We start from the raw sequence: 22631 nt of genomic DNA, 5'->3' as shown, positions 1-22631 counted from the left end.
TCGTATCGCTAGTTGGGGACGAAACGCCCGGGTTTCAATCATCCGCCGAAAGCGGCGAGCCTTTAGCGCGGCTTCTTCTCCGGCAGCGGAATCCATTCCGTTTCGCCGGGAACATGCCCCATTTCCTGGCGTGTCCAGGCCTCCTTCGCGGCTTCGATCTTCTCGCGCGAGCTTGCCACGAAGTTCCATTCGATGAAGCGCTCGCCTTCGAGCTTTTCCCCGCCGAGCAGCATCACGCGTGCCCCCTTCGCGCTCGAGAGCGTGACGGTTTCGCCCGGCACCAGCACGGCCATCGTGTATGGCTCGAGCGGCGTGCCGTCGAGCGCGAGATCGCCTTCCACGAGATACACGCCGCGCTCTTCGTGCTCCGCGTCGAGCGCGAATGCGCTGCCCGGCGCGAAATCTGCGGCGACGTAGAGCGTGCCGGAAAAGGTCTCGACCGGCGAGGTCGCGCCGAACGCCGTGCCTGCGATCACACGCATCGTGACGCCGTTGCGCGCGATTTCGGGCAGCGTGGCGGCGGCGTGATGGAAGAACGACGGCTCGGTGTCTTCGCGATCGAGCGGCAGCGCCACCCAGGTCTGGATGCCGTGCATGGTGAGGCCGGTGGCGCGGTCTTCATCGGGCGTGCGCTCGGAGTGGACGATGCCGCGTCCGGCCGTCATCCAGTTCACGTCGCCGGGGACGATCTTCTGGCTGGAACCGATGCTGTCGCGATGCATGAGCGCGCCATCGAAGAGATAGGTGACCGTGGCGAGCCCGATATGCGGATGCGGGCGCACGTCCACGCCTGAGCCGGGCGCGAGCGTGGCAGGGCCCATGTGGTCGAAGAAGATGAACGGACCGACGAGGCGTGCGGCGAGCGCGGGCAGCACGCGGCGCACATAGAGATTGCCGATGTCGCGTTGATGAGGCTTGAGAACCGCTTTGATCGATGAGGACATGAGGCTTCCTGGATGAGTCGGACGGCGCAGGTTATCGTCGAAATCGGCGCGGGCAGGCCGCGCGCGAGGCTGGCGCCCATTCTAACGCTGGCTTTCCCGGCGTGCGGCCAACCCAGGGGCCCGGCGCCGGCGGCACGGCGCTGGACGTCACGAAGTGGCGCGAGGCGGTAAGATCGCCGCTTCGAAGAAGAGGGATGACGCAAAAAGGAGGGAGGGGGATGTCGCCGAAGGACCTGTTGTTCGCGCTGGTGGTGGTGCTCGCGTGGGGCGTGAATTTCGTCGTGATCAAGGTGGGGCTGCACGGCGTGCCGCCGCTCCTGCTCGGCGCGCTGCGCTTCATGCTGGCGGCGTTCCCCGCGGTGCTGTTCGTGAAGCGCCCGCGAATGCCGCTGCGCTGGCTGCTCGCCTATGGCGCGACCATCTCGCTCGGCCAGTTCGCGTTTCTCTTCACTGCCATGTACGTGGGCATGCCCGCGGGCCTCGCTTCGGTCGTGCTGCAGGCGCAGGCGTTCTTCACGCTCGGTTTTGCGGCGGTGTTTCTGCGCGAGCGCTTTCACGCGCAGAACGTCATCGGCTTGTTGATCGCCGCCGGCGGTCTCGCGCTGATCGGCGCGCAGTCGATGGGCGGCGGTGCGCAAGGCATGACCGTCGCCGGTTTCGTGCTCACGCTGTGCGCGGCCTGCATGTGGGCGCTCGGCAATATCGTCACGAAGAAGGTGGGCAAGGTGGATCTCGTCGGCCTCGTGGTATGGGCGAGCCTCGTGCCGCCGCTGCCGTTTCTCGTGCTCTCGTACTGGATGGAAGGGTCGCAGCGCATCGTGGCTGCGCTTTCGGGCATCGGCGTGGCGTCGGTGGGCGCGATCGTCTATCTCGCGTTCGTGGCGACGCTCATCGGCTATAGCCTCTGGAGCCGCCTGCTTTCGAAGTATCCCGCCAGCCAGGTGGCGCCGTTCTCGCTGCTCGTGCCGATCGTCGGGCTCGCCTCGGCGTCGCTGCTGCTCGGCGAGCAGTTGAGCGCGGCCGAGATCGGCGGCGCCGTGCTCGTGATGGGCGGTCTCGCCGTCAACGTGTTCGGGGGCTGGGTCAAGCAGCGTCTCGGGGCCGTGCGCTCGTAACGCCCGCGCGCCGGATGAAAACGCCGCGCCAGCCCGAAGGCTCGCGCGGCGCTTCCGAAGCCGCCGGATGCCTCGCGCGGCTCAGGTCATGCGGCTCTTCGCAAGCGGCGGATTGGCCGCGAAATAGCGCTTGATGCCCTTGAGAATCGCGTTCGCCATCTTGTCGCGATAGGCATCGTCGTTGAGCTTGCTCTCTTCTTCGGGATTGCTGATGAAGGCCGTCTCCACGAGGATCGACGGAATGTCGGGCGCCTTGAGCACGGCAAAGCCTGCCTGCTCGACCGAGCCCTTGTGCAGCTTGTTGATTTCGCCCACCTCGTTGAGCACGAAGCCGCCGTAACGCAGCGAGTCGCGGATCTGCGCCGTCGTCGACATGTCGAAGAGCGCGCGGTTCACGGCGGCGTCGGCCGTCTGCACGCTGATGCCGCCGATCTGGTCCGACGCGTTCTCCTTGTTCGCCATCCAGCGCGCCGCGGCGCTCGATGCCCCGTGCTCGGAAAGCGCGAATACCGACGAGCCGCGCGCCTCGGGCGTGGTGAACGCGTCGGCGTGAATCGAGACGAACAGGTCCGCGCCCACGCGGCGCGCCTTCTGCACGCGCACGTTCAGCGGCACGAAGAAGTCGGCGTCGCGCGTCATCATCGCGCGCATGTTGGGCTGGGCGTCGATTTTCGCGCGCAGCTTCTTCGCGATGTCGAGCGCGACGTGCTTCTCGTAGGTGCCCGCGCTGCCGATCGCGCCCGGATCCTCGCCGCCGTGGCCCGGATCGATCGCGACCGTCAGCAGGCGCGTGGTGCCGCCCCGGCTGGACTTCGGCGCGGTGAAGCCGTAGTTGTCGCCGCTCGCGCTGTCGTCGTCATTGTCGTTGTTGCGCTGGGCGACGACGGGCGGCTTCGGCGCGGCAGGCTTGCCCGGACGCGGCGCGAGCACCGCCGGGGGCACTGGCGGCGCGGCACGCGGCGCGCCGGGCGGGGCGCCCGCGTCGTTTTGCGCGTAGCGCTCGAAAAACGCGTCGCTGTTGTCGTGCGCGGGCGGCGTGTTCGGGCCCGCGAGCGTGGACGGCGTGGACGGCGGGGCGCTGTCCTTCATCGCCTGGTGAGCGTCGAGCTGCTGCTGCTTGCGCTCGGTTTGCGCCAGCAGGTCCATGAGCGGGTCGGGCGCGACCGCCGGGTAGAGGTCGAACACGAGCCGGTACCTGTACGAGCCGATCGGGGCGAGCGTGAACACCTGGGGCTTCACGCCGCCCTTGAGGTCGAACACCATGCGCACCACGTGCGGCTGATACTGGCCCACGCGCACGGCCTGGATCTGCGGATCGTTCGGCGTGATCTTGGAGACGAGGTTCTTGAGCGCGTCGTCGAGATCGAGCCCGGTGAGATCGACGACGAGGCGATCGGGGCCCTGCAGCAGTTGCTGCGTGTTCTGCAGCGGCTGGTCCGATTCGATGGTGACGCGGGTGTAGTCGCGCGCGGGCCACACGCGCACGCCGATGACCGAAGTGGCCCACGCGAGGCGCGGCACGGCAAGACCGAGCACGAGCGTGGAGGCGCCCGCCTTCAGAATCTGCCGGCGACGCCAGTTGTGCGTGGCGGTGGCGGCCGATTCGATCGAGCGGAACGGTTTGATTAACATCTTTCTAGACATGCCTTTCCTGATGCGCTGTATGCGTAGGCGGTGAGCACGCGGCCTGCGCCGCTTGCGTCCGGCTCCAGCGAGAACACGAGGTCGGGTACGCCAAGCAGGCCGCCCGCGCGTTGCGGCCATTCGACGAGGCATACCGCATCTTGCGCGAAATATTCGCGAAAGCCCGAGTCGGCCCATTCGGCCGGATCGCTGAAACGGTACAGATCGAAGTGATAAAGCTGGAGTTCCCCATGCGGCTTGCCTGGCGTTGCGACCGTGTACGGTTCGACGAGCGTGTAGGTGGGGCTGCGCACGCGGCCCGTGTGGCCGAGCGCGCGCAATGTGGCGCGCACGAGCGAGGTCTTGCCCGCGCCGAGGTCGCCGTGCAACTGCACGTGCAGGCCGTGAAAGGGCGGCGCGCCGTGGTTTTCCACCGGATTCGCGCGCAGCGAATCGAGCGCGTGCGCAAAGCGTGCGCCGAAGGCGTCGGTGGCGTCGGCATCGGCGAGATCGAAACGGCGCTCGAGGAGAACCTCGGCGGAGGGATCAAGCGAAAGCGGCGCGTGGTCGTGACCGGGCGTGTCGGGCATTCTCGTAAAATGACGTCATGAACCCCACGCATTCCCCTCCCAACTCCGCGCAGGATGCGCGCGCGTCTTCGGAGGCGCTCGACCCGACGTCCGCTCAGGCGCATGTTCAGGCACGTGCGCCGCGAGATTCGTCTGCGCCTGCTGCCGGGCAGGCCATGCCGCTCGATGAGGCGGCGCTCGCCGCGCTCGCGGCGCGCATCCGGACGTGGGGGCGCGAGCTGGGGTTCGGTGCGATCGGTATCAGTGACACCGACCTTTCCCATGCCGAGGCGGGCCTCGCCGCGTGGCTCGAAGCGGGCTGCCACGGCGAGATGGATTATATGGCCAAACATGGGATGAAACGCGCGCGGCCAGCCGAGCTTGTGGCCGGCACGCGACGCGTGATCACCGCACGCATGGCCTATATGCCCATCGATACGCTCGCGCCGAATGCAGCGGGAAAGACGCACGAAAGTGCTTCGCAAGGTGGGCCTGATCACCGCGAGAGCGCTGGCGCCGAAATTGGCACAAACGTTGCCCATCAAAGCATTCACGCCGACTGGCGTCTGCGCGAGCACGCGCGTCTCGCCGATCCGCATGCCGCCGTCGTGTCGGTCTATGCGCGCGGCCGCGACTACCACAAGGTGTTGCGCGCGCGGCTGCAGCAACTTGCCGGGCGTATCGAGGCCGAGATCGGCCATTTCGGTTTTCGCGTGTTCACCGACTCCGCGCCGGTGCTCGAAGTCGAGCTTGCGCAGAAGGCGGGCGTGGGCTGGCGCGGCAAGCACACGCTGCTCCTGCAGCGCGACGCGGGCTCGCTGTTCTTTCTCGGCGAGATCTACGTGGACGTGCCGCTGCCCACCGACGCCGACGCACCCGAACACGGCGCAGCCGGCGCTGCGCCCGAAACGCCGGGCGCGCATTGCGGCAGTTGCACGCGCTGCATCGACGCGTGCCCGACGGGCGCGATCACCGGGCCGTATCGCGTGGATGCGCGCCGCTGCATCTCCTATCTCACGATCGAGCTGAAGGGCAGTATTCCCCTGGAACTGCGCGAGCTGATCGGCAATCGTGTGTATGGCTGCGACGACTGCCAGCTCGTGTGTCCATGGAACAAGTTCGCGAAGGCCGCGCCCGTGGCGGATTTCGACGTGCGTCATGGGCTCGATCGCGCCAGTCTCGTCGACCTGTTCGGCTGGAGCGCGGCGCAGTTCGACGAGCGCATGCAGGGCAGCGCGATACGGCGCATCGGCTATGAAAGCTGGTCGCGCAATATCGCGGTGGCGATGGGCAATGCGCTGCGCGCAACGCGCGAAGGCGCGGACATCGGGCGCGACGCCGCGCGCGCCGCGATCGTGAAGGCGCTGCGCGAGCGCGCGCACGACGAGTCGGCCGTCGTGCGCGAGCACGTGCTTTGGGCGCTCGAAGCGGCGTGATGCGGATGAAGACGGCGGAGGCGGGCATGGACCCGAAACGGGACGACGGCGCGCTGGCAATCGCGCGCACAACGCGGCACCATGGCGTGCAACGTCCGCGCACGGCTTTGCATGGGATCGGAGTGAGCGCTGAAGCGCTGACTCCGAATCGACGGGAGACGACGATGTTCAACGCAGTGATCGACGCGCCGTTCGGCAAGGTCGGCATCCGCACGCTCGGGCAAGCGCTGCGCGAGATCGTCTATCTGCCGGGACAGACGGCGAGCGTCGAGCCCGATTGCGAACTCGCCGCGCGCGCGGCCGCGCAGATCGGCCGCTATTTCGAGAACGCCGACGCCGCTTTCGACCTGCCGCTCGCACCGCTTGGCACCGGATTCCAGCGGCGCGTGTGGGACGGCATCTGCGCAATCGAAGCGGGCGAAGTCCTCACCTACGGCGAACTCGCGCAGCGCATTGGCGGGCACAGCCCGCGCGCCGTGGGCCAGGCATGCGGCGACAATCCCTTTCCGCTCGTGATCCCGTGTCATCGCGTGGTGTCGGCGAGCGGCCTCGGCGGCTTCGCGCATCACGGCGGCGAAGGCTTCTTTCGCGACGTGAAGCGCTGGCTGCTCGCCCACGAATGCACGTCGAACCGGTTTGAGCTGCGATAACAGAATGACGATGACGACGAACCCGCCGCCGCTTGCCGCAAGCGATGCCGCCGACGAAACGGAAGCACTCGACCCCGCCGCGGCCGAAGCGCTGGTATCGAGCCTGAGCGCCATCGACACGTTCTGCGACGCCATGTGGCTCGAGCACGGTCTCTCGCGCAACACGCTCGACGCCTACCGGCGCGATTTGCGCCTGTTCGCGCAGTGGCTCGCGCGCGAGCGCTCCAACGCGCTCGACACGACCCACGAAGACGATTTGCTCGCCTACAGCGCGCGCCGCAAGGACGATAAATCCACTTCGGCGAACCGGCGCCTTTCGGTGTTTCGGCGCTACTACGGCTGGGCGCTGCGCGAGCAGCGCGTGCATTCGGACCCGACCGTGCGCATCCGCTCGGCGAAGCAGGCGCCACGCTTTCCGTCGACCTTGAGCGAGGCGCAGGTCGAGGCGCTGCTGGGCGCGCCCGACGTCGAGACGCCGCTCGGCCTGCGCGATCGCACGATGCTGGAACTGATGTACGCGAGCGGCCTGCGCGTGACCGAGCTCGTCACGCTCAAGACGGTCGAGGTGGGCATGAACGAAGGCGTCGTGCGCGTGCTCGGCAAGGGCTCGAAGGAGCGGCTCATTCCGTTCGGCGAGGAGGCGCACGCGTGGATCGAGCGCTACCTGCGCGAGGCGCGGCCGGCGCTGCTCGGCGCGCGCACGGCCGACGCGCTCTTCGTGACCGCGCGCGCCGAAGGCATGACGCGCCAGCAGTTCTGGCACATCATCAAGCGCCACGCAGCGGCGGCGGGCGTCCATGCGCCGCTCTCGCCGCACACGATGCGCCACGCCTTTGCCACGCACCTGCTCAATCACGGCGCGGACCTGCGGGTCGTGCAGCTGTTGCTCGGCCACAGCGACATCTCCACGACGCAGATCTATACGCACGTCGCGCGCGAGCGGCTGCGTCTGCTGCACGAGAAGCATCATCCGCGCGGCTGACCGTGGCATACGCGTTTGGCGCAGTCGTTGCAGGCCGTGCGATTACAATGCGCCGATGAGCAAAACGAAACACGTGTCCGAAACGCCCGCCACGCAGATGCTGCGCCGCGCGGGCGTCGCATTCGGCGAGCATCCCTACGAGTATGTCGAGCATGGCGGCACGGAAGAATCCGCGCGCCAGCTCGGCGTGGACGAGCATCGCGTCGTCAAGACGCTCGTGATGGAGGACGAGCACGCGAAGCCGCTCATCGTCCTCATGCACGGCGACCGCAAGGTGTCGACGAAGAATCTCGCGCGGCAGATCGGCGCGAAGCGCATCGAGCCTTGCAAGCCCGAAGTCGCGAACCGCCATTCGGGCTATCTGGTGGGCGGCACGTCGCCGTTCGGCACGAAGAAAGCCATGCCCGTGTATGTCGAGTCGACCATCCTCGAACTCGACGAGATCTGGCTCAACGGCGGCCGCCGCGGCTATCTCGTGAGCCTCGCGCCCGCGGTGCTCACTTCGCTGCTGAACGCGAAGCCGGTGCAGTGCGCGAGTGTCGAGTAACCGTCAAACGAGGCGCGACGCCCGCTGGGCGCATTCCCCGCCCGTTCCCGTTGCTTCCCTGATTTACCCTGGGTTGTGCGTGCTTGTGCCGTCTGCGCGGGCAGGGCACGCCCGCGCTTCGGTAGAATGGGCGCCGTCGCGCGTGGCCGGGCGGCGGCGACCTTCGCTGGCGCCCGGCGCGCATCGTTCCACTTCATCCGGGTTTCGTGCATGTACAACCTGTTCGTCGCCGTTCTCGCCTATCTGATCGGCTCGGTTTCGTTCGCCGTGATCGTGAGCGCCTTCATGGGCCTCGACGATCCGCGCTCCTACGGCTCCGGCAATCCCGGCGCGACCAACGTGCTGCGCAGCGGCAACAGGAAGGCCGCGATCCTCACGCTGATCGGCGACGCGTTCAAGGGCTGGCTGGCCGTCTGGCTCGTCGTGCGCTTCGGGCCGCGTTACGGTCTGGGCGACGCCGCCGTCGCGCTCGCGGCGATCGCCGTGTTCCTCGGCCACCTGTATCCGGTGTTTTTCCGTTTCAAGGGCGGCAAGGGTGTCGCCACCGCGGCCGGCGTCCTGCTCGCCGTGAATCCGGTGCTCGGTGCCGCCACGCTCGCCACCTGGCTCATCGTCGCGTTCTTTACGCGCTACTCGTCGCTCGCGGCGCTGGCGGCCGCCGTGTTCGCGCCGCTCTACTACGTGTTCATGTTCGGCCCGCGCATCGTCGCGCTCGCCATCCTCGCCATGAGCGTGCTGCTGTTCTGGCGGCATCGCGCGAACATCGCCAAGCTCATCGCGGGCAAGGAAAGCCGCATCGGCGAGAAAAAGGCGGCGGGCGCAGGCAAGTAGGCCGGCATGACAGGGCAGGGCGTTGCACTCTATTTGTCTGATAATTTCGCCTGTCGTCTGTCATCCTGCTGCCAAGTACGCCATCCATGCGTGCATCTGCTGCGGGTGCACCCTCAAGAACACCGTGTGGCCTGCCGTAAACCCTGATAGTTCCAGATCAGCTTTTTGCGGCTTCCTTCTTCTTCTCCCACACGGCACTCCCCCATGTTTTCCACCATCCGCGCGCGCATCGTCGCGCTCTGCGTTGTCATTGTCGTGAGCGCGCTTGCCGCGAATACGGCGCTCGATTATTTCGTCGCCGACTCGCACAACAAGGACTCGATCGACAGCACGCTCACGGCGCTCGAAGAGAGCCACGCCCAGGGCATTGCCGAGTGGGTCGCGACGCACGTGCGGATGATCGACTCGCTCCAGGACGCCGTGCTCGCGCCGGATCCCGTGCCGGCGCTCAAGCAGATTGCGGCAGCGGGCGGCTTCACGAACGTCTACGTGGGCTACGCCGACCGCACGGCGAAGTTCTCCGACGCCACCGGCATTCCGCCCGACTACGACCCGACCGGGCGCCCGTGGTACAAGCAGGCCGTCGCGGCGGGCAAGGCGGTCGTCACGCCGCCCTATGTGGATGTGGGCACCGGCAAGCTCGTGGTGGCGTTCGCGGAGCCGGTCATTCGCGACGGCGCCGTGAAGGGCGTCGTCTCCGGCGATGTGGCGATGGACAACGTGATCGCCAACGTCCGCTCGATTCATCCCACGCCGGCGAGCTTCGGCGTGCTCGTCGACGCGAACGGCGCGATCGTCGCGCACCCCGACTCGCAGCTCACGCTCAAGCCCGTCGCGGAGCTCGCGCCCGAACTCGCCGGCGATCGCCTGAACGCGCTGTTCTCGGCGAGCGAGCCATTGAAGGTGGACGTGAAGGGCGACATCAAGCTCATGCGCGCGCAAACGATTCCGGGCACCGACTGGCGCCTCGTCGTCGCTTTCGACCGCGCCGATGCGACGGCGGCCATGCGCTCGCTGCTCACGGCGTCGCTCATCGCGCTCGTGGTGATCGCGGTGGCGGCTGCGGCGATCGTGGCCGCCGCGACGGCCGTGTCGTTCCAGCGCCTTTCGCGCGTGCGCGACGCGATGGACGCGATCAGCGCCGGCGAGGGCGACCTGACAAAGCGCCTGCCCGCCGTGGGCAACGATGAAGTCGCGCAGATCGCGCGCTCGTTCAACGCGTTCATGGACAAGCTGCGCGACGTGATGCGCCACATCCGCGATGCGAGCGAGTCGGTGCGTACCGCGAGCGACGAGATCGCGGCGGGCAACGTCGACCTGTCGGGGCGCACGGAGTCTGCTGCGGCGAGCCTGGAGGAAACCGCTGCCTCGATGGAGGAGATCACGGCGACGGTCGCGCAGTCGGCGAACGCGGCGCAGCAGGCCGACGTGACGGCCGCCACGGCTTCCCAGGCGGCCTCGCGCGGCGGCTCGGTGATCGGCGACGTCGTGCACACGATGGGCGACATCGAAAAGGCCTCGGTGAAGATCGCGGACATCATCGGCGTGATCGACGGCATCGCGTTCCAGACCAACATTCTCGCGCTGAACGCGGCCGTGGAAGCGGCGCGCGCGGGGGAGCAGGGCCGCGGCTTCGCAGTGGTGGCGGGCGAGGTGCGCAGCCTGGCCCAGCGCAGCGCGCAGGCGGCGCGCGAAATCAAGGCGCTGATCGAATCGACCGTTTCGAGCGTGACTTCGGGCTCGCAGCTTGTGCGCCGCGCCGGCTCGACGATGGACGAGATCGTGGCGAACGTCTCGAACGTGACGACCATCATCTCCGAGGTCACCCATGCCGCCGGCGAGCAGACGCGCGGCATCCAGGAAGTGAACCGGGCGGTCAGCCAGCTCGACGAGATGGTTCAGCAGAACGCGGCGCTCGTCGAGCAGTCGACGGCTGCCGCAGCGGCGCTGCGCGGCCAGGCGGCCAATCTCGCGGATGCGGTGGGCCAGTTCAGGCTCGATTGAGGCAGGCGCACGACCGGATGACGCGGGAGAACGGCGCTGCGGCGCCGTTTTTTTCACCTTGACATGCAACCATATGGTTGCATAATCGATGCATGAACGACGACGCCGTATTCCGCGCGCTGGCGGACGCGAGCCGCCGTCAGCTGCTCGACCGCCTCCATGCGAAAAACGGCCAGACGCTGACCGATTTATGCGAGGGGCTGGCCATCTCGCGCCAGGCGGTCACGAAGCATCTCGCGGTGCTGGAAGAGGCGAATCTCGTCGCGACGCAGCGGCATGGGCGCGAGAAGCGGCATTTCATCAATCCGGTGCCCATCGGCGAGATCGCCGCGCGCTGGATCGGCAAGTTCGAGCACGAGCGCGTGGGCGCGCTCGTCGACCTCAAGCGATCACTCGAAGGAGACAGCCATGAGTAGCGACAAGCACACGCAAGGCAGCGCCGCCGGCGATTCGACGTTCGTCTACGTCACGTTCATCCGCACCACGCCGCAGGCGTTGTGGACAGCGCTCACGAGCCGCGCGTTCACCGAGCGCTACTGGTTCGGCATGCATCACGAATGCGACTGGCAAACGGGCTCGTCGTGGTCGCTGCGCTTTGCCGACGGCCGGATCGCCGACTCGGGCGCGGTGGTCGAAGCCGATCCTCCGCGCCGGCTCGTGCTGCGCTGGCGCAACATGTTCCTGGCCGAACTTCATGCCGAGGGCGATTCGCTCTGCACGATCGACATCGAGCCCGTCGAGCACGCGGTCAAGCTCACGATCACGCACAGCGTGGCGCGGCCGGGGTCGATCTTTATCGAGAAGGTATCGGGCGGCTGGCCTCGCATCCTCTCGAATCTCAAGACACTGCTGGAAACCGGCGAAGTGCTCATGCCGCTCGTGGCGACGGCGGACTGAGCGCGAGCAAAGCGGGGCGCGTGAAACGAAACGGGGCGGCCCGAGCCGCCCCGCGATGCGCCGGACCTGCCGCCTTAATCGCGGAAGTTGTTGAAGTCGAGCGGCGTATCGGTCACGTCCTTGCGCAGCATGGCGATCACGCTTTGCAGGTCGTCGCGCTTGGCCCCCGTCACGCGCACGGCGTCGCCCTGGATGCTCGCCTGGACCTTGATCTTGCTGTCCTTCACGAGCCTCACGATCTTCTTCGCGAGGTCGCCCGATACCCCCTTCTTCACGGTGATGACCTGCTTGACCTTGTCGCCGCCGATCTTCTCGATCTTGCCGTAGTCGAGGAAGCGCACGTCCACATTGCGTTTGGCCATTTTCGACACGAGCACGTCCTTCACCTGGCCGAGCTTGAAGTCGTCGTCGGCGAACGCGGTCAGCTCGCGCTCCTTTTGCTCGACGCGCGAATCCGAGCCCTTGAAGTCGAAGCGTGTGGAGATCTCCTTGTTGGATTGCTCCACGGCGTTCTTTACTTCGATCATGTTGGCTTCGCTGACGACGTCAAACGATGGCATTGCTCTCTCCAAAAAGTACGGGGTGCGCAAACGGCGGTGCCAAACCGACGCAAACCAGGCGACGCAAGCCAGGTGCCCGCGGTTCGCAGCCGTATTCCGCGGGCCGCTGACGCATTTCCAGGCGGCGGGGTTTGCGCACTCGTTATAATCACGGACCGACGCCATTCTACCGGCGCCGTTGCGTTTGCCCAAGGCGGCTCGCCCCCGCCCGCAGGCGAGTGGGCGGTGCACAGGTGCCCGCCGGCGGCTATTTCCGCCTTCGCGGCCATTTTTCGTCTGCTGTCTGTGTCCGGTTCTTCCTCGATGCCCGTCGTCCAAACGTCCGTCACTCCGTCCCCAGTGTGGTTCGCCGCCGGCTTTGCGCTGCGCGCGCACAACACATTTGGCTTCGACGTGCGTGCGCGCTATGCGTGCCGGGTCGAAAGCGAGGCCGATCTCGCCGCCGCCGTGCGCGACCCGCGTGCCCAGGGCTTGCGCACGCTCGTGCTGGGCGGCGGCAGCAACGTCGTGCTCACGCGCGACTTCGACGGTCTCGTGCTGCTCATGGCGCTGGCCGGCAAGCGCGTTGCCAGTGAAGACGGCCACGCCTGGTACGTGGAAGCCGCCGCCGGCGAGAACTGGCACGATTTTGTGTCCTGGACGCTCGAAGTGGGTATGCCGGGCCTCGAGAATCTGGCGCTGATTCCAGGCACGGTGGGCGCGGCGCCCATTCAGAACATCGGCGCCTACGGGCTCGAGATGGCCGAGCGCTGCGTGTCGGTGCGGGCCATCGAGATGGCGACGGGCAAAGCCGTCGAGTTCGACGCCCCCGCCTGCCGCTTTGGATATCGCGACAGCTTCTTCAAACGCGAAGGGCGCGACCGCTTCGTCATTACCTCGGTCACGTTCCGCCTGCCGAAGGTCTGGCAGCCCAACGCGGGCTATGCCGATCTCGCGCGCGAGCTGGCGCAGCACAACGCCGGCGAGGCGCCGCATGCGCGCGCCGTGTTCGAAGCCGTGGTCGCGGTGCGGCGCGCGAAGCTGCCCGACCCGCTCGAAGTCGGCAATGCGGGCAGTTTCTTCAAGAATCCCGTGATCGAAGCGCAGCAGTTCGAAACGCTCATCGAGCGCGAGCCGCAGATCGTTTCGTACCCGCAGGCCGACGGGCGCGTGAAGCTCGCGGCGGGCTGGATGATCGACCAGTGCGGCTGGAAGGGCCGTGCACTGCGTGCAGCGGCGGTGCATGAGCGTCAGGCGCTCGTGCTCGTCAATCGCGGCGGTGCGACCGGCGCGGACATTATTGAGCTCGCACAGGCGATCCAGCGCGACGTGCTCGCGCGCTTCGGCGTGGAGCTGGAGCAGGAACCCATCAGTCTCTAAGGCCAGTTACGAGGCCTCTCAGGCAGCCACCGGGCGCCGCCCCTCGCCATCAGCCCCCGCGCATCACCCTCAAACCACCTTGTCCTGGGCCGCGAACACCGGCCCCTGCACGAAGCGCACGTCGTATTGCTGCAACTGCTCGAACTGCGCCGCATCGGTCACGCGGTTGAAAATGAGCGGTATGCGCAGCCGCGCCGCATAACTCACGAGCGGCTTCACCATCGAATCGCGCAGCGCGGACGCCGCATCCATCTTCACGAAGTCGGGCCGAGGCGCCTCCGATACCGAAAGAATCTGCCCGGCATTGGGCAGATTGCCCGCCACCTTGAATCCGTACCGCTGATAGCTCTTTGTGAGATAGCCAAGGAACGTGCGGTGCGCGACCGCCGCCGCCGGCAGCTCGATCACGATGCGCCCGGGGTTCAGCCCGAACGACACCAGCACGTTCGAGAAATGCCGTCCATGGTCGTACTTCACGCTCTTCAGGAGCCGCTCGTGCACGCGCAGGAAGAGCAGCCCGTGCTGCTGGCCGCCCAGAAAATTGATCGCGTGCAGCGCGCGCACCATGCGGTCGACCGCGACGAGGTCGGGGTCGTCGAGGGTGTCGCTGAATGCGTCGCAGGGCGCGAGCTGGCCGTCCTGTTCGCGCAGCGTGACTGCCTGATAGCCGAGTTCGTCGCCAAAGCGCGAGGCCATTGCGAGATCGGCGGTGAGCGATTGCGCCCCGCTGTGCACGCTGATGTCGTAAATCGGCTCGTAGGCGCTCAATAGCTCCACGCCGCGCCGCCGTGCCACGGCTTCCTTGGCGTGCGCGCCAGTGCCCATCGCCAGATGCTCGCCGAGAAACGGATGGGCGGCGGCGCGGGCAACGAGCTCGGGAATGGTGGGAGCAATCATGGTGATCTGGCGGGAAGCGGGTGAAAAGCGCGAACCCCGCACGGGGTCGCATGACCCGATGGTAGCAGCCTGCAGCCGCCCCGGATGGACTGTTTGGTCATAACGTTATCGACCGTTCGCGCCTGTTCTGGAGGCTGCCGGTTGCTCGCCAGGGTATACGCCTAATTTCACTAATCGTAATTGGTTTTACTATCCGAAAATCGCGTGACGTCATGTCATGACCCGAGAACGTGGAGAGAGCAATGAACGCACCTTTGCGGCACCCGACTGATGTCCAGCACGGCTACATGAGCGGTTTCGCCAACGAATTCGCGACCGAGGCGCTGGCGGGCGCGCTGCCCGCAGGCCAGAACTCGCCGCAGCGCTGCGCCTATGGCCTGTACGCGGAGCAGCTTTCGGGCACCGCGTTCACCGCACCGCGCTCGCACAACCGCCGCACATGGTTCTACCGGATCCGTCCGGGCGCCGTACATCAGCCGTTTGCGCCGGTCACGTCGCGCCTCGACGTGAATGGCGCGCCGCGCCTCGTCGCCGATTTCGGCGAGGTGCCGCCCACGCCGCCCAGCCAGCTGCGCTGGGACGCGCTGCCCATGCCCACGGCGCCCACCGATTTCATCGACGGCTGGGTGACGATGTCGGGCAACGGCTCGGCGGCCTCCATGAGCGGCTGCGCGATCCACCTGTACGCGGCGAACCGGCCGATGGTGGACCGCTTTTTCTACAACACCGACGGCGAGCTGCTGATCGTCCCGCAGCAGGGGCGGCTCGCCATCCGCACGGAAATGGGCCGGCTCGACGTCGAGCCCTTCGAGATCGCCGTGATCCCGCGCGGCGTGCGCTTCACGGTGGATCTGCCCGATGGCGAAGCACGCGGCTATATCTGCGAGAACTTTGGCGCGCTCCTGCGTCTGCCGGATCTCGGCGTGATCGGCTCGAATGGCCTCGCGAATCCGCGCGACTTCCTCACACCCGTCGCCGCGTATGAAGACCGCGAAGGCGAGTTCGAACTTGTGACTAAGCTCAATGGCCAACTCTGGCGCGCCGACATCGGCCACTCGCCGCTCGACGTGGTGGCGTGGCACGGCAACTATGCGCCCTACAAGTACGACCTGCGCCGCTTCAATACCATCGGCTCGATCAGCTACGACCACCCGGATCCTTCGATCTTCCTCGTGCTGCACGCGCCCACGGACACGCCGGGCGTCGACTCGATCGACTTCGTGATCTTCCCGCCGCGCTGGCTCGCGGCCGAGAACACGTTCCGTCCGCCCTGGTATCACCGCAACGTGGCGAGCGAGTTCATGGGCCTCGTGCACGGCGTGTACGACGCCAAGGCCGAAGGCTTCGTGCCGGGCGGCGCGAGCCTGCACAACTGCATGTCGGGCCACGGCCCGGATGCCGAAACCTTCGAAAAAGCCTCGAATGCCGACACGACCCAACCGCACAAGGTCGGCGACACGATGGCCTTCATGTTCGAGACCCGCACGCTGATCCGCCCGACGCGCTACGCGCTCGAAACGAGCCAGTTGCAGGCGCATTACTACGAGTGCTGGCAAGGCCTCAAGAAACACTTCAATCCGGAGCAGCAGTCATGAACAGCACCATGACGGACGAACTCAAGACGACGCTCGACGCGAGGCGCAAGAGCTGGGTCGAGAGCGCGAACGACGCCCAGTGCGATTTCCCGATCCAGAACCTGCCGTTCGGCGTGTTCAGCGATACCAGCAATGCAACGGCGCGCGTGGGCGTGGCGATCGGCGACCTCGTGGCCGACCTCGCGGTGCTGCACGAAGCCGGCTTGTTGCGTCTGCCCGCGAATGCGCAGCAAGATGTGTTTGCGCGTGCCGCGCTGAACGACTTCATCGCGCTTGGCCGCGAGACGTGGCGCAGCGTGCGCGTGCAGCTTTCGTCGCTGCTTGCGCGCGAAACGGCCACGCTGCGCGACGACGCGGCGTTGCGCCAGCGCGCCTTCGTGAAGCTCGCCGACGCGAAGCTGCATTTGCCCGTGCAGATTCCGGGCTACACCGACTTCTACTCGTCGAAGGAACACGCGACGAACGTCGGCTCGATGTTTCGCGATCCGAAGAATGCCCTGCTGCCGAACTGGTCCGAGATGCCGATCGGCTATAACGGGCGCGCTTCGTCGGTGGTGGTGAGCGGCACGCCGGTGCGCCGCCCGAGGGGCCAGTTGAAGCTGCCCGATCAGGAGCGTCCGGTGTTTGGTGCGTGCCGCAAGCTCGATATCGAGCTGGAAACGGGCTTCATCGTCGGGCGCGGCAATGCGCTCGGCGAACCGATTGCGTGCGAAGACGCCGAGGACCACATTTTCGGCATGGTGCTGCTCAACGACTGGAGCGCGCGCGACATCCAGCAATGGGAGTACGTGCCGCTCGGGCCGTTCAACGCGAAGACCTTCGCTTCCACGATCTCGCCATGGGTCGTCACGCTCGATGCGCTGGAGCCGTTCCGTGTCGCGCAGCCGGCGCAGGAGCCGCAGCCGCTCGACTACCTGCGTCACGAAGGCAACCATGCGTTCGATATTGCGCTCGAGGTGCGGATGCGTCCCGAGGGCGCTCAAGAGGCGACGACCATCGCGCGCACGAATTTCCGCCACATGTACTGGTCGATGGCGCAACAGCTCGCGCATCACACCGTGGCGGGGTGCAACACGCGCGTGGGCGACCTGATGGGTTCGGGCACGATCTCGGGCCCGACGCCCGACTCGTTCGGCAGCCTGCTCGAACTCACGTGGAACGCGAAGCATCCGCTCGAACTGAAGAGCGGCGGCACGCGCGGCTTCATCGAAGACGGCGACGAACTCACGCTCGCGGGCTGGTGCCAGGGCGACGGCTATCGCGTGGGCTTCGGTGCCTGCGCCGGCAAGATCCTGCCGGCGCTGAAGTAACGGCGCGTTAGTCTGAAAAGCAGAACGGCCGATGCGCTTTGAAGGCGCATCGGCCGTTGCTTCGTTCGTGCTCGTGTTATGCGCGCGCGTGCGCCAAACCTCGCGTACGCTCCCAGCGCAGCGCGCCGAGAAACATCAGTGCGCCCGCGAACAGTACCCACAGCATGGCGTCGCGGCCCGCGTGCTCCATCAGCGCGCCCGTGACGATCGGGCCGCCGAAGCTCGCCGCGCTCCACGCCGCGCTCACGAGCGCGCTCGCGGAAACCAGCGAGACGCCTTCGAAACGCTCGCCGCACGCCACGATGGCGAGCGTATAAATGGAGCCCGCCGCAGCGCCGAGCACGAAGAGGAGCGGCCAGCGCAGCCAGGGCGTCTCGACGACGAAGGGCAACAGCGGCAGCAGCACCGCGACGATCACGCCCATGAGCGCATGCACGCGCTCGCGGCCGAGCCGGTCGGCGAGCCAGCCGATGGGGAATTGCATGGTCGTGTCGCCGAGCAGCACGACCGAAGCGAACAGCACGGCCACTTCCGTGTCGATGCCGTGACCCATCGCGAAGAGCGGCAACAGCGAAAGCGCGAGCGTATCGAACAGCGCGAAAAAGCCGGTGGCGACGATGAGCGCGGGCATTTTCGGCATCACGTGGCGCCAGCTTCCGTGCGGCTCGTGCATGTCGGTTTGCTGCGGATTCGAGCGGATCGCCGCGAGCATCGGCAGCGCGATGAGAAAGAGCGCGCCGCAGATCGCGAAGCGCCACGCCGTATAACCCGCGATCTGGCTCACGAGCACCGGGCCCGACATCTGGAACAGCGTGAACGTGGTCGCGTAGATGCCCACCACGCGGCCGCGGTTCGAGTCGTCGGCGAGTTCGTTGACCCAGGCCTCGCCGAGCGTGAAGAGCAGCATGAGCGCCGCGCCGCAGAGCATGCGCAGGAGCGCCCAGAGCCAGAGATTGCCGCTTGCCTGCATCAGCGCGGTCGCGACGGCGACGGTCAGCACCGCGCCGACGATCACCTGGCGCGAGCCGAAGCGTGTGGAGATCCATGCCGTGAACGGCACGACGGCGAGCCCCCCCAGCGCCTGGGCGGCCGTGAGCAGGCCGACGATGGCGGTGCCGTAGCCGGCGTCGGTGAGGGCGAGGGCGGTGAGCGGAAGCGTCGCGCCGGAGCCAAGGCCAACCACGGCCACACTGAGGATCAGCGCGAGAAAGTCGCGGGTGAGGACGGTTTTCATCGGGCGAGATCCTACTACGTGCGCACGAAAATCGCCGCGCAGGCGCGCGTCAGGTCGAGCACGCGCGCCTCGCCGCGACACGCAATGCTCAATGCGACTCAATGCACGATGCGGCTGTCCACGTCCGCATCGAGAACGCCATCAGGCGCAGGAGGTCGGCCCGGAAACCGCCACGCGGCGACGCGCACGCCGATCGATGTGCGCCGAAACCAGCGTGAGCGCGAGCGCAGCGAACGCGGTGGCCACGCCCACCCACGGTAGCGCCGTGAGCGGCGCGCCCGCGCTGATCGCCACGCCCCCGATCCACGCGCCGCCCGCATTGCCGAGATTGAACGCGCCCTGGTTGAGCGTGGAGGCGAGGTTGGGTGCCTCGCTCGCGCGGTTGACGATCAGGATCTGCAACGGCGGCACGATCGCGAACGCGAGAATGCCCCACACGAAGATCGTCGCCATGGCTGCGATCGGGTCGTGCATGGTCAGCGAGAACGCGGCGAGCACCACGGCGATCATGGCGAGGAGCGTGAGCAGCGAGCGCATGAGCTTCCAGTCGGCGAGCCTGCCGCCCAGCGTGCTGCCGACTGTGAGTCCGAGCCCGAACAGCAGCAGCACGAACGTGACCTCATGCGGCGAGAAACCGGTCACGTCTTCGAGAATCGGCGTGATGTAGGTGAACACGGCGAAAAGGCTGGCCGAGGCCAGCACGCTCATGCCGAGCACCATGAGCACCTGCGGGTTCTTCAGCACGCCGAACTCATGCACGAGGCTCGCCTTCTGCATGTCGATCTTCGCGGGCAGGCACAGCTGCAGTGCCGCTGCCGCGAGGATGCCGATGGCCGTCACGGCCCAGAACGTCGTGCGCCAGCCGGCAATCTGGCCAAGCGCCGTGCCGAGCGGCACGCCCAGCACGTTGGCGAGCGTCAAGCCCGTGAACATCAGCGCGATGGCCTGGGCACGACGGTTCGGCGCGACGAGGCCGGCCGCGACCACCGAGCCGATGCCGAAGAACGCGCCGTGGCAGAACGCGGTGACGATGCGCGCAGCCATCAGGATCGAGTAGTTCGGGGCGAGCGCACATAACAGGTTGCCGACGATGAAGATGCCGATCAGGCGCATGAGGGCCTGCTTGCGCGGCACATTGGCAATGGCGATGGCGACGATGGGCGCGCCGATCGTCACGCCGAGCGCATAGGCGGAGACGAGCATGCCCGCCGCCGGGATCGAGACCGAGAGGTCGCGCGCGACGTCGGGCAGCAGGCCCATGATGACGAATTCCGTGGTACCGATACCAAAAGCGGCAACGGCAAGAGCGAGCAGGGGCAAGGGCATGGCGTGGGGTCGGCGCAGGACGGCGACGGGCGTCAAGCGCGTAGCCGTTTTATTTAAGTCAACGCGGAATTGTACTGAAAGCCGGCACAACGCATACGGCACGCTTTTCAATGCTGTCGGGAAAACAACAGCTTTTCTCGCCGGACTCCGTTCACCGTTCCTCCCTGTTTCCCGACTGACGATCTCTACGGTTCGCGTGGCTCGAGCGGTTCGCCATGACGGCCCGCGCCGGCCGCGAAGCGCGCCGCGAGCGCGAGCCCTTCGTCGAGCACCGCGCGGTAGCCGAGCGCGCCTTCGCGGCGCAACGCCTCGGCGGTGTCGGGCAGCATGCTGTGTTCGAGCGCCGAGCGGCGGTCCGCGAGCAACGCCGCCTGCGGCAGCGCTGCGAGCTGCGCGGCAAGCTGCACGGCAGCCTCGCGCGCGCCGCCTTTTGCGACCACGCGATTGGCGAGGCCGAACGCGAGGGCTTCCTGCGCATCGACGGCGCGCCCCGTGAGGATCAGATCGAGTGCGCGCGACAGGCCGATCAGGCGCGGCAGGCGCACCGTGCCGCCGTCGATGAGCGGCACGCCCACGCGGCGGCAGAACACGCCGAGCACCGCGTCTTCCTCGACCACGCGCAGGTCGCACAGCAGGGCGAGTTCGAGCCCGCCCGCAACGGCATAGCCCGAAATCGCCGCGATCACGGGCTTGCTGAGCGACATGCGCGTGGGGCCGAGGGGGCCCGGGCCGTTGCCGTCCGCGCGGATTTCATTGCGGCGTTCGGGGTCGGCGAGCGCGCCGAGGTCCGCACCCGCGCAGAACGTGCCGCCCGCGCCGTACAGCACGCCCGCGAGCCATGCGGGGTTTGCTTCGAAGCGCGTGAAGGCAGCAGCGAGTGCATTCGCTACGGGTCTGTCGATCGCATTGCGCTGCGCCGGGCGGTCGAGCACGAGAATTGCTACACGTTCCTGAGTTTCGATACGGACGTGCTCGCCGAAGGTTTCGATCGTCATCTGCGGCTCCTCGATGCGTCCCGCATTCGTCATAAAAATTTCATGGTCCATCCGTAGCTTAGGCCGGTTTCATTTCCTGAACTGCGCTTTCCGCACCGCACGCATGCAATCGACGTCCATGTCCAGCATCACCTCCGTTCCGGATGGCTCGCCCTATCCCGCTTGTGGACCGTTGTGGACCGTCCCGTTGCCCGATCACGAGGCGTATGACCATGTGCGCTTCAAGCGCGTCTTCACGACCGACGGCACGCGCCACGTCGTCGTGATCGTCGATCTGCGCGAGCTGCTTGTCTGCGCCAACCGCGACGACACCGACTACGTGCTCAAGCCCGTCGACGACTGGCATAGCGGGAAGATTCGCGGCATTCGCGAGTTTCTCGACCCGGACAACGAGCGCGTGCCGCAGATGCCCTACGTGACGATCAGCAAACGCCGCGTGGCGGGGTTGGCCGGATGGCTCGGACTCGCGCACGAGGGCGTGGTGGCGTTTCGCAATGGCCAGCATCGCGCGCGCTACCTCGCGTGGGCTGGGGCATTGTGGCTACCCGTGGAAGTGCACGAGCGCGAAGCGGCGTTGCTGCGCGAGATGTGCGGCGCGGGCGAGGGAGGTCTGCTGGTTCCGGTCGACGGCAGCACGCCGCGGCTTTGACGCGCGGCCGCGCGCGCACCGCATGTTCACTAACCGCGCGTTCGCAAGCGGCACGTTCTCAAGCCATCGGGCGGGCGCACTACGGCCGCCCGATGTGGACTCACGCCACGCTCAGCGGCCGGCTGGGTGCGCCAGTCGAACTCGGCGGCGTTGGCGCTGCATGACGCGCATGCTCGAAATGCTCGACCGTGTAGTCGACGAAGCGGCGCGTCTTCGCGGGCAGATACTGGCGGCTCGGATAGACGATCGACATGCGTGCGTCGGGATCGTCGATGTCGTAGTCGGGCAGGAGCCGGCGCAAGGTGCCCGCGGTGAAGTCGTCGGCGACGAGCGGCGCGGGCACGATCGCCACGCCCATGCCGGCCAGCACGGCGAGCCGCACCATCAGCATGTTGTTGACGGCGTAACCGGGCTGCAGCGTGACCTGCTGCGCACGCTCGCCGGGCTTCGCAAACTGCCACGTCGCGTTGCGCTCCTCGGGAGGCAGCGCGACCGCCGCGCATTGCGCAAGCTGCGCAGGCGTATGCGGCTCGCCGTGCTCCGCGAGCCACGCGGGAGCCGCGCACGGAACGAACGTCGTGGTGCCGAGCGCGCGCTCCACGCACTCGCCGTTGCGTGCGGGCGTGGCGCCGACGATGCCCACGTCGAAGCCGTCTTCCACGAGATCCACGGGCCGTTCGGCGAGCGTGAGGCGCACGTTCACGCGCGGATACCGGCGCCGGTATCCGTCGATGAGCGGCGTGAGCGCGGCAAGCGAGAGCGCGCCCGCGGCCACCACGCGCAGCGTGCCGCTCGGCTCGCTTTCCGTTTGCGCCAGCGAGCGCTCCAGATGATCGAGTTCCTCCAGCACGCAACGACAGCCTTCGAGGTAGCGATGTCCTGCCTCGGTAAGCACGAGATTGCGCGTGGTGCGATTGATGAGGCGTGTATTCAGGTGCGCTTCGAGCATCGCGACGGAGCGCGTGACGAGCGCGTTGGAGACGTCGAGCTGCTGCGCGGCGCGACGAAAGCTCCCGGTTTCCGCAACCGTGACGAAGACGCGCATGGCGTGTATCTGGTTCATGTGTAGCCTCGTATGCTCGATGCATGGACCGGTTGAGGGACACTG

At 67.1% G+C, this 22631-nt stretch carries 22 protein-coding genes; 13 read left to right on the top strand and 9 right to left on the bottom strand.

All coding sequences use genetic code 11. The features are described from left to right. Window positions 1–62: 62 nt before the first annotated feature. Window positions 63–944: a pirin family protein gene (locus tag BHE01S_RS07860; protein ID WP_042262369.1), complete on the bottom strand. Its 882-nt coding sequence runs from the start codon at window positions 942–944 to the stop codon at window positions 63–65. A gap of 218 nt (window positions 945–1162) precedes the next feature. Here BHE01S_RS07860 and BHE01S_RS07855 point away from each other — a divergent pair, with 218 nt between their 5' ends. Further along, window positions 1163–2059, top strand: a complete 897-nt coding sequence (locus tag BHE01S_RS07855; protein ID WP_042262366.1) for an EamA family transporter — start codon at window positions 1163–1165, stop codon at window positions 2057–2059. Between the two features lie 81 nt (window positions 2060–2140). Here the strand turns inward: BHE01S_RS07855 and BHE01S_RS07850 are convergent, their stop codons facing one another. Both BHE01S_RS07850 and tsaE read right to left on the bottom strand, forming a co-directional pair. Continuing rightward, entirely contained in the window at window positions 2141–3703 is a 1563-nt protein-coding gene (locus BHE01S_RS07850; protein WP_042262725.1) for an N-acetylmuramoyl-L-alanine amidase, read from the bottom strand. Continuing rightward, complete coding sequence (gene tsaE, locus BHE01S_RS07845) at window positions 3685–4272, bottom strand: tRNA (adenosine(37)-N6)-threonylcarbamoyltransferase complex ATPase subunit type 1 TsaE (protein WP_042262365.1); 588 nt, start codon at window positions 4270–4272, stop codon at window positions 3685–3687. The genes BHE01S_RS07850 and tsaE overlap by 19 nt, the downstream gene beginning before the upstream one ends. Before the next feature lie 155 nt (window positions 4273–4427). Here tsaE and queG point away from each other — a divergent pair, with 155 nt between their 5' ends. The 8 genes from queG (at window position 4428) to BHE01S_RS07805 (ending at window position 11598) form a co-directional block, all read left to right on the top strand. Next, entirely contained in the window at window positions 4428–5687 is a 1260-nt protein-coding gene (gene queG / locus BHE01S_RS07840) for a tRNA epoxyqueuosine(34) reductase QueG (protein WP_042262363.1), read from the top strand. Between the two features lie 164 nt (window positions 5688–5851). Next, the gene (locus BHE01S_RS07835) at window positions 5852–6337 is read left to right on the top strand and encodes a methylated-DNA--[protein]-cysteine S-methyltransferase (protein ID WP_042262723.1); all 486 of its coding nucleotides are present in this window, start codon (window positions 5852–5854) and stop codon (window positions 6335–6337) included. A gap of 10 nt (window positions 6338–6347) precedes the next feature. Next, complete coding sequence (gene xerD, locus BHE01S_RS07830) at window positions 6348–7319, top strand: site-specific tyrosine recombinase XerD (protein ID WP_042262721.1); 972 nt, start codon at window positions 6348–6350, stop codon at window positions 7317–7319. 55 nt (window positions 7320–7374) lie between these two features. Then, complete coding sequence (gene ybaK, locus BHE01S_RS07825; RefSeq protein ID WP_042262361.1) at window positions 7375–7866, top strand: Cys-tRNA(Pro) deacylase; 492 nt, start codon at window positions 7375–7377, stop codon at window positions 7864–7866. Window positions 7867–8076: 210 nt separating this feature from the next. Continuing rightward, window positions 8077–8697 carry a glycerol-3-phosphate 1-O-acyltransferase PlsY gene (gene plsY, locus BHE01S_RS07820; RefSeq protein WP_042262719.1) on the top strand — a complete coding sequence of 207 codons (621 nt, stop codon included), beginning with the start codon at window positions 8077–8079 and terminating at the stop codon, window positions 8695–8697. Window positions 8698–8901: 204 nt separating this feature from the next. Beyond that, the gene (locus BHE01S_RS07815; RefSeq protein ID WP_042262359.1) at window positions 8902–10701 is read left to right on the top strand and encodes a methyl-accepting chemotaxis protein; all 1800 of its coding nucleotides are present in this window, start codon (window positions 8902–8904) and stop codon (window positions 10699–10701) included. A gap of 92 nt (window positions 10702–10793) precedes the next feature. Next, window positions 10794–11117, top strand: a complete 324-nt coding sequence (locus BHE01S_RS07810) for an ArsR/SmtB family transcription factor (RefSeq protein WP_028202056.1) — start codon at window positions 10794–10796, stop codon at window positions 11115–11117. Beyond that, a complete protein-coding gene (locus tag BHE01S_RS07805; protein WP_042262356.1) occupies window positions 11110–11598 on the top strand; it encodes an SRPBCC family protein in 489 nt (162 codons plus the stop codon). The genes BHE01S_RS07810 and BHE01S_RS07805 overlap by 8 nt, the downstream gene beginning before the upstream one ends. Before the next feature lie 74 nt (window positions 11599–11672). Here BHE01S_RS07805 and BHE01S_RS07800 read toward each other — a convergent pair whose 3' ends face one another. Next, window positions 11673–12158, bottom strand: a complete 486-nt coding sequence (locus BHE01S_RS07800) for a YajQ family cyclic di-GMP-binding protein (protein ID WP_028209548.1) — start codon at window positions 12156–12158, stop codon at window positions 11673–11675. Window positions 12159–12461: 303 nt separating this feature from the next. Here BHE01S_RS07800 and murB point away from each other — a divergent pair, with 303 nt between their 5' ends. Further along, a complete protein-coding gene (gene murB, locus BHE01S_RS07795; protein WP_042262354.1) occupies window positions 12462–13517 on the top strand; it encodes a UDP-N-acetylmuramate dehydrogenase in 1056 nt (351 codons plus the stop codon). 69 nt (window positions 13518–13586) lie between these two features. On the opposite strand, the gene BHE01S_RS07790 is transcribed toward murB, so the two are convergent. Next, window positions 13587–14414, bottom strand: a complete 828-nt coding sequence (locus tag BHE01S_RS07790) for an EAL domain-containing protein (RefSeq protein WP_042262353.1) — start codon at window positions 14412–14414, stop codon at window positions 13587–13589. Between the two features lie 242 nt (window positions 14415–14656). Here BHE01S_RS07790 and hmgA point away from each other — a divergent pair, with 242 nt between their 5' ends. Together hmgA and fahA are read left to right on the top strand one after the other, a co-directional pair. After that, window positions 14657–16009, top strand: a complete 1353-nt coding sequence (gene hmgA / locus BHE01S_RS07785; RefSeq protein ID WP_042262350.1) for a homogentisate 1,2-dioxygenase — start codon at window positions 14657–14659, stop codon at window positions 16007–16009. Beyond that, window positions 16006–17319 (top strand): fumarylacetoacetase, encoded by a 1314-nt coding sequence (gene fahA / locus BHE01S_RS07780; protein ID WP_042262348.1) that lies wholly within the window; start codon window positions 16006–16008, stop codon window positions 17317–17319. Before hmgA ends, fahA begins: the two co-directional genes overlap by 4 nt. Window positions 17320–17395: 76 nt before the next feature. Here fahA and BHE01S_RS07775 read toward each other — a convergent pair whose 3' ends face one another. From BHE01S_RS07775 to BHE01S_RS07765, 3 genes are all read right to left on the bottom strand, one after another. After that, a complete protein-coding gene (locus BHE01S_RS07775) occupies window positions 17396–18553 on the bottom strand; it encodes an MFS transporter (protein WP_042262347.1) in 1158 nt (385 codons plus the stop codon). A gap of 141 nt (window positions 18554–18694) precedes the next feature. Continuing rightward, on the bottom strand, window positions 18695–19879 hold the full coding sequence (locus BHE01S_RS07770; RefSeq protein WP_042262345.1) for an MFS transporter: 1185 nt from the start codon (window positions 19877–19879) through the stop codon (window positions 18695–18697). Between the two features lie 185 nt (window positions 19880–20064). Then, a complete protein-coding gene (locus BHE01S_RS07765) occupies window positions 20065–20874 on the bottom strand; it encodes a crotonase/enoyl-CoA hydratase family protein (RefSeq protein ID WP_042262717.1) in 810 nt (269 codons plus the stop codon). A 118-nt stretch (window positions 20875–20992) separates the two neighbouring features. Here BHE01S_RS07765 and BHE01S_RS07760 point away from each other — a divergent pair, with 118 nt between their 5' ends. Next, a complete protein-coding gene (locus BHE01S_RS07760; RefSeq protein WP_084068675.1) occupies window positions 20993–21523 on the top strand; it encodes a plasmid fertility inhibition factor family protein in 531 nt (176 codons plus the stop codon). 100 nt (window positions 21524–21623) lie between these two features. On the opposite strand, the gene BHE01S_RS07755 is transcribed toward BHE01S_RS07760, so the two are convergent. Then, window positions 21624–22586, bottom strand: coding sequence for a LysR family transcriptional regulator (locus BHE01S_RS07755; protein WP_042262342.1), 963 nt, complete (start codon window positions 22584–22586; stop codon window positions 21624–21626). Window positions 22587–22631 lie beyond the last annotated feature (45 nt).

The sequence above is a fragment of the Paraburkholderia heleia NBRC 101817 genome, assembly GCF_000739775.1.
Lineage (GTDB): Bacteria > Pseudomonadota > Gammaproteobacteria > Burkholderiales > Burkholderiaceae > Paraburkholderia > Paraburkholderia heleia.
This window is presented reverse-complemented; position numbering and strand designations above follow the sequence as displayed.

Bases quoted from the DNA above. Each gene is read 5' to 3' on its own strand.
- BHE01S_RS07860 (WP_042262369.1), bottom strand. From the start codon at position 944: ATGTCCTCATCGATCAAAGCGGTTCTCAAGCCTCATCAACGCGACATC.
- BHE01S_RS07855 (WP_042262366.1), top strand. From the start codon at position 1,163: ATGTCGCCGAAGGACCTGTTGTTCGCGCTGGTGGTGGTGCTCGCGTGG.
- BHE01S_RS07850 (WP_042262725.1), bottom strand. From the start codon at position 3,703: ATGTCTAGAAAGATGTTAATCAAACCGTTCCGCTCGATCGAATCGGCC.
- tsaE (WP_042262365.1), bottom strand. From the start codon at position 4,272: ATGCCCGACACGCCCGGTCACGACCACGCGCCGCTTTCGCTTGATCCC.
- queG (WP_042262363.1), top strand. From the start codon at position 4,428: ATGCCGCTCGATGAGGCGGCGCTCGCCGCGCTCGCGGCGCGCATCCGG.
- BHE01S_RS07835 (WP_042262723.1), top strand. From the start codon at position 5,852: ATGTTCAACGCAGTGATCGACGCGCCGTTCGGCAAGGTCGGCATCCGC.
- xerD (WP_042262721.1), top strand. From the start codon at position 6,348: ATGACGACGAACCCGCCGCCGCTTGCCGCAAGCGATGCCGCCGACGAA.
- ybaK (WP_042262361.1), top strand. From the start codon at position 7,375: ATGAGCAAAACGAAACACGTGTCCGAAACGCCCGCCACGCAGATGCTG.
- plsY (WP_042262719.1), top strand. From the start codon at position 8,077: ATGTACAACCTGTTCGTCGCCGTTCTCGCCTATCTGATCGGCTCGGTT.
- BHE01S_RS07815 (WP_042262359.1), top strand. From the start codon at position 8,902: ATGTTTTCCACCATCCGCGCGCGCATCGTCGCGCTCTGCGTTGTCATT.
- BHE01S_RS07810 (WP_028202056.1), top strand. From the start codon at position 10,794: ATGAACGACGACGCCGTATTCCGCGCGCTGGCGGACGCGAGCCGCCGT.
- BHE01S_RS07805 (WP_042262356.1), top strand. From the start codon at position 11,110: ATGAGTAGCGACAAGCACACGCAAGGCAGCGCCGCCGGCGATTCGACG.
- BHE01S_RS07800 (WP_028209548.1), bottom strand. From the start codon at position 12,158: ATGCCATCGTTTGACGTCGTCAGCGAAGCCAACATGATCGAAGTAAAG.
- murB (WP_042262354.1), top strand. From the start codon at position 12,462: ATGCCCGTCGTCCAAACGTCCGTCACTCCGTCCCCAGTGTGGTTCGCC.
- BHE01S_RS07790 (WP_042262353.1), bottom strand. From the start codon at position 14,414: ATGATTGCTCCCACCATTCCCGAGCTCGTTGCCCGCGCCGCCGCCCAT.
- hmgA (WP_042262350.1), top strand. From the start codon at position 14,657: ATGAACGCACCTTTGCGGCACCCGACTGATGTCCAGCACGGCTACATG.
- fahA (WP_042262348.1), top strand. From the start codon at position 16,006: ATGAACAGCACCATGACGGACGAACTCAAGACGACGCTCGACGCGAGG.
- BHE01S_RS07775 (WP_042262347.1), bottom strand. From the start codon at position 18,553: ATGAAAACCGTCCTCACCCGCGACTTTCTCGCGCTGATCCTCAGTGTG.
- BHE01S_RS07770 (WP_042262345.1), bottom strand. From the start codon at position 19,879: ATGCCCTTGCCCCTGCTCGCTCTTGCCGTTGCCGCTTTTGGTATCGGT.
- BHE01S_RS07765 (WP_042262717.1), bottom strand. From the start codon at position 20,874: ATGACGATCGAAACCTTCGGCGAGCACGTCCGTATCGAAACTCAGGAA.
- BHE01S_RS07760 (WP_084068675.1), top strand. From the start codon at position 20,993: ATGTCCAGCATCACCTCCGTTCCGGATGGCTCGCCCTATCCCGCTTGT.
- BHE01S_RS07755 (WP_042262342.1), bottom strand. From the start codon at position 22,586: ATGAACCAGATACACGCCATGCGCGTCTTCGTCACGGTTGCGGAAACC.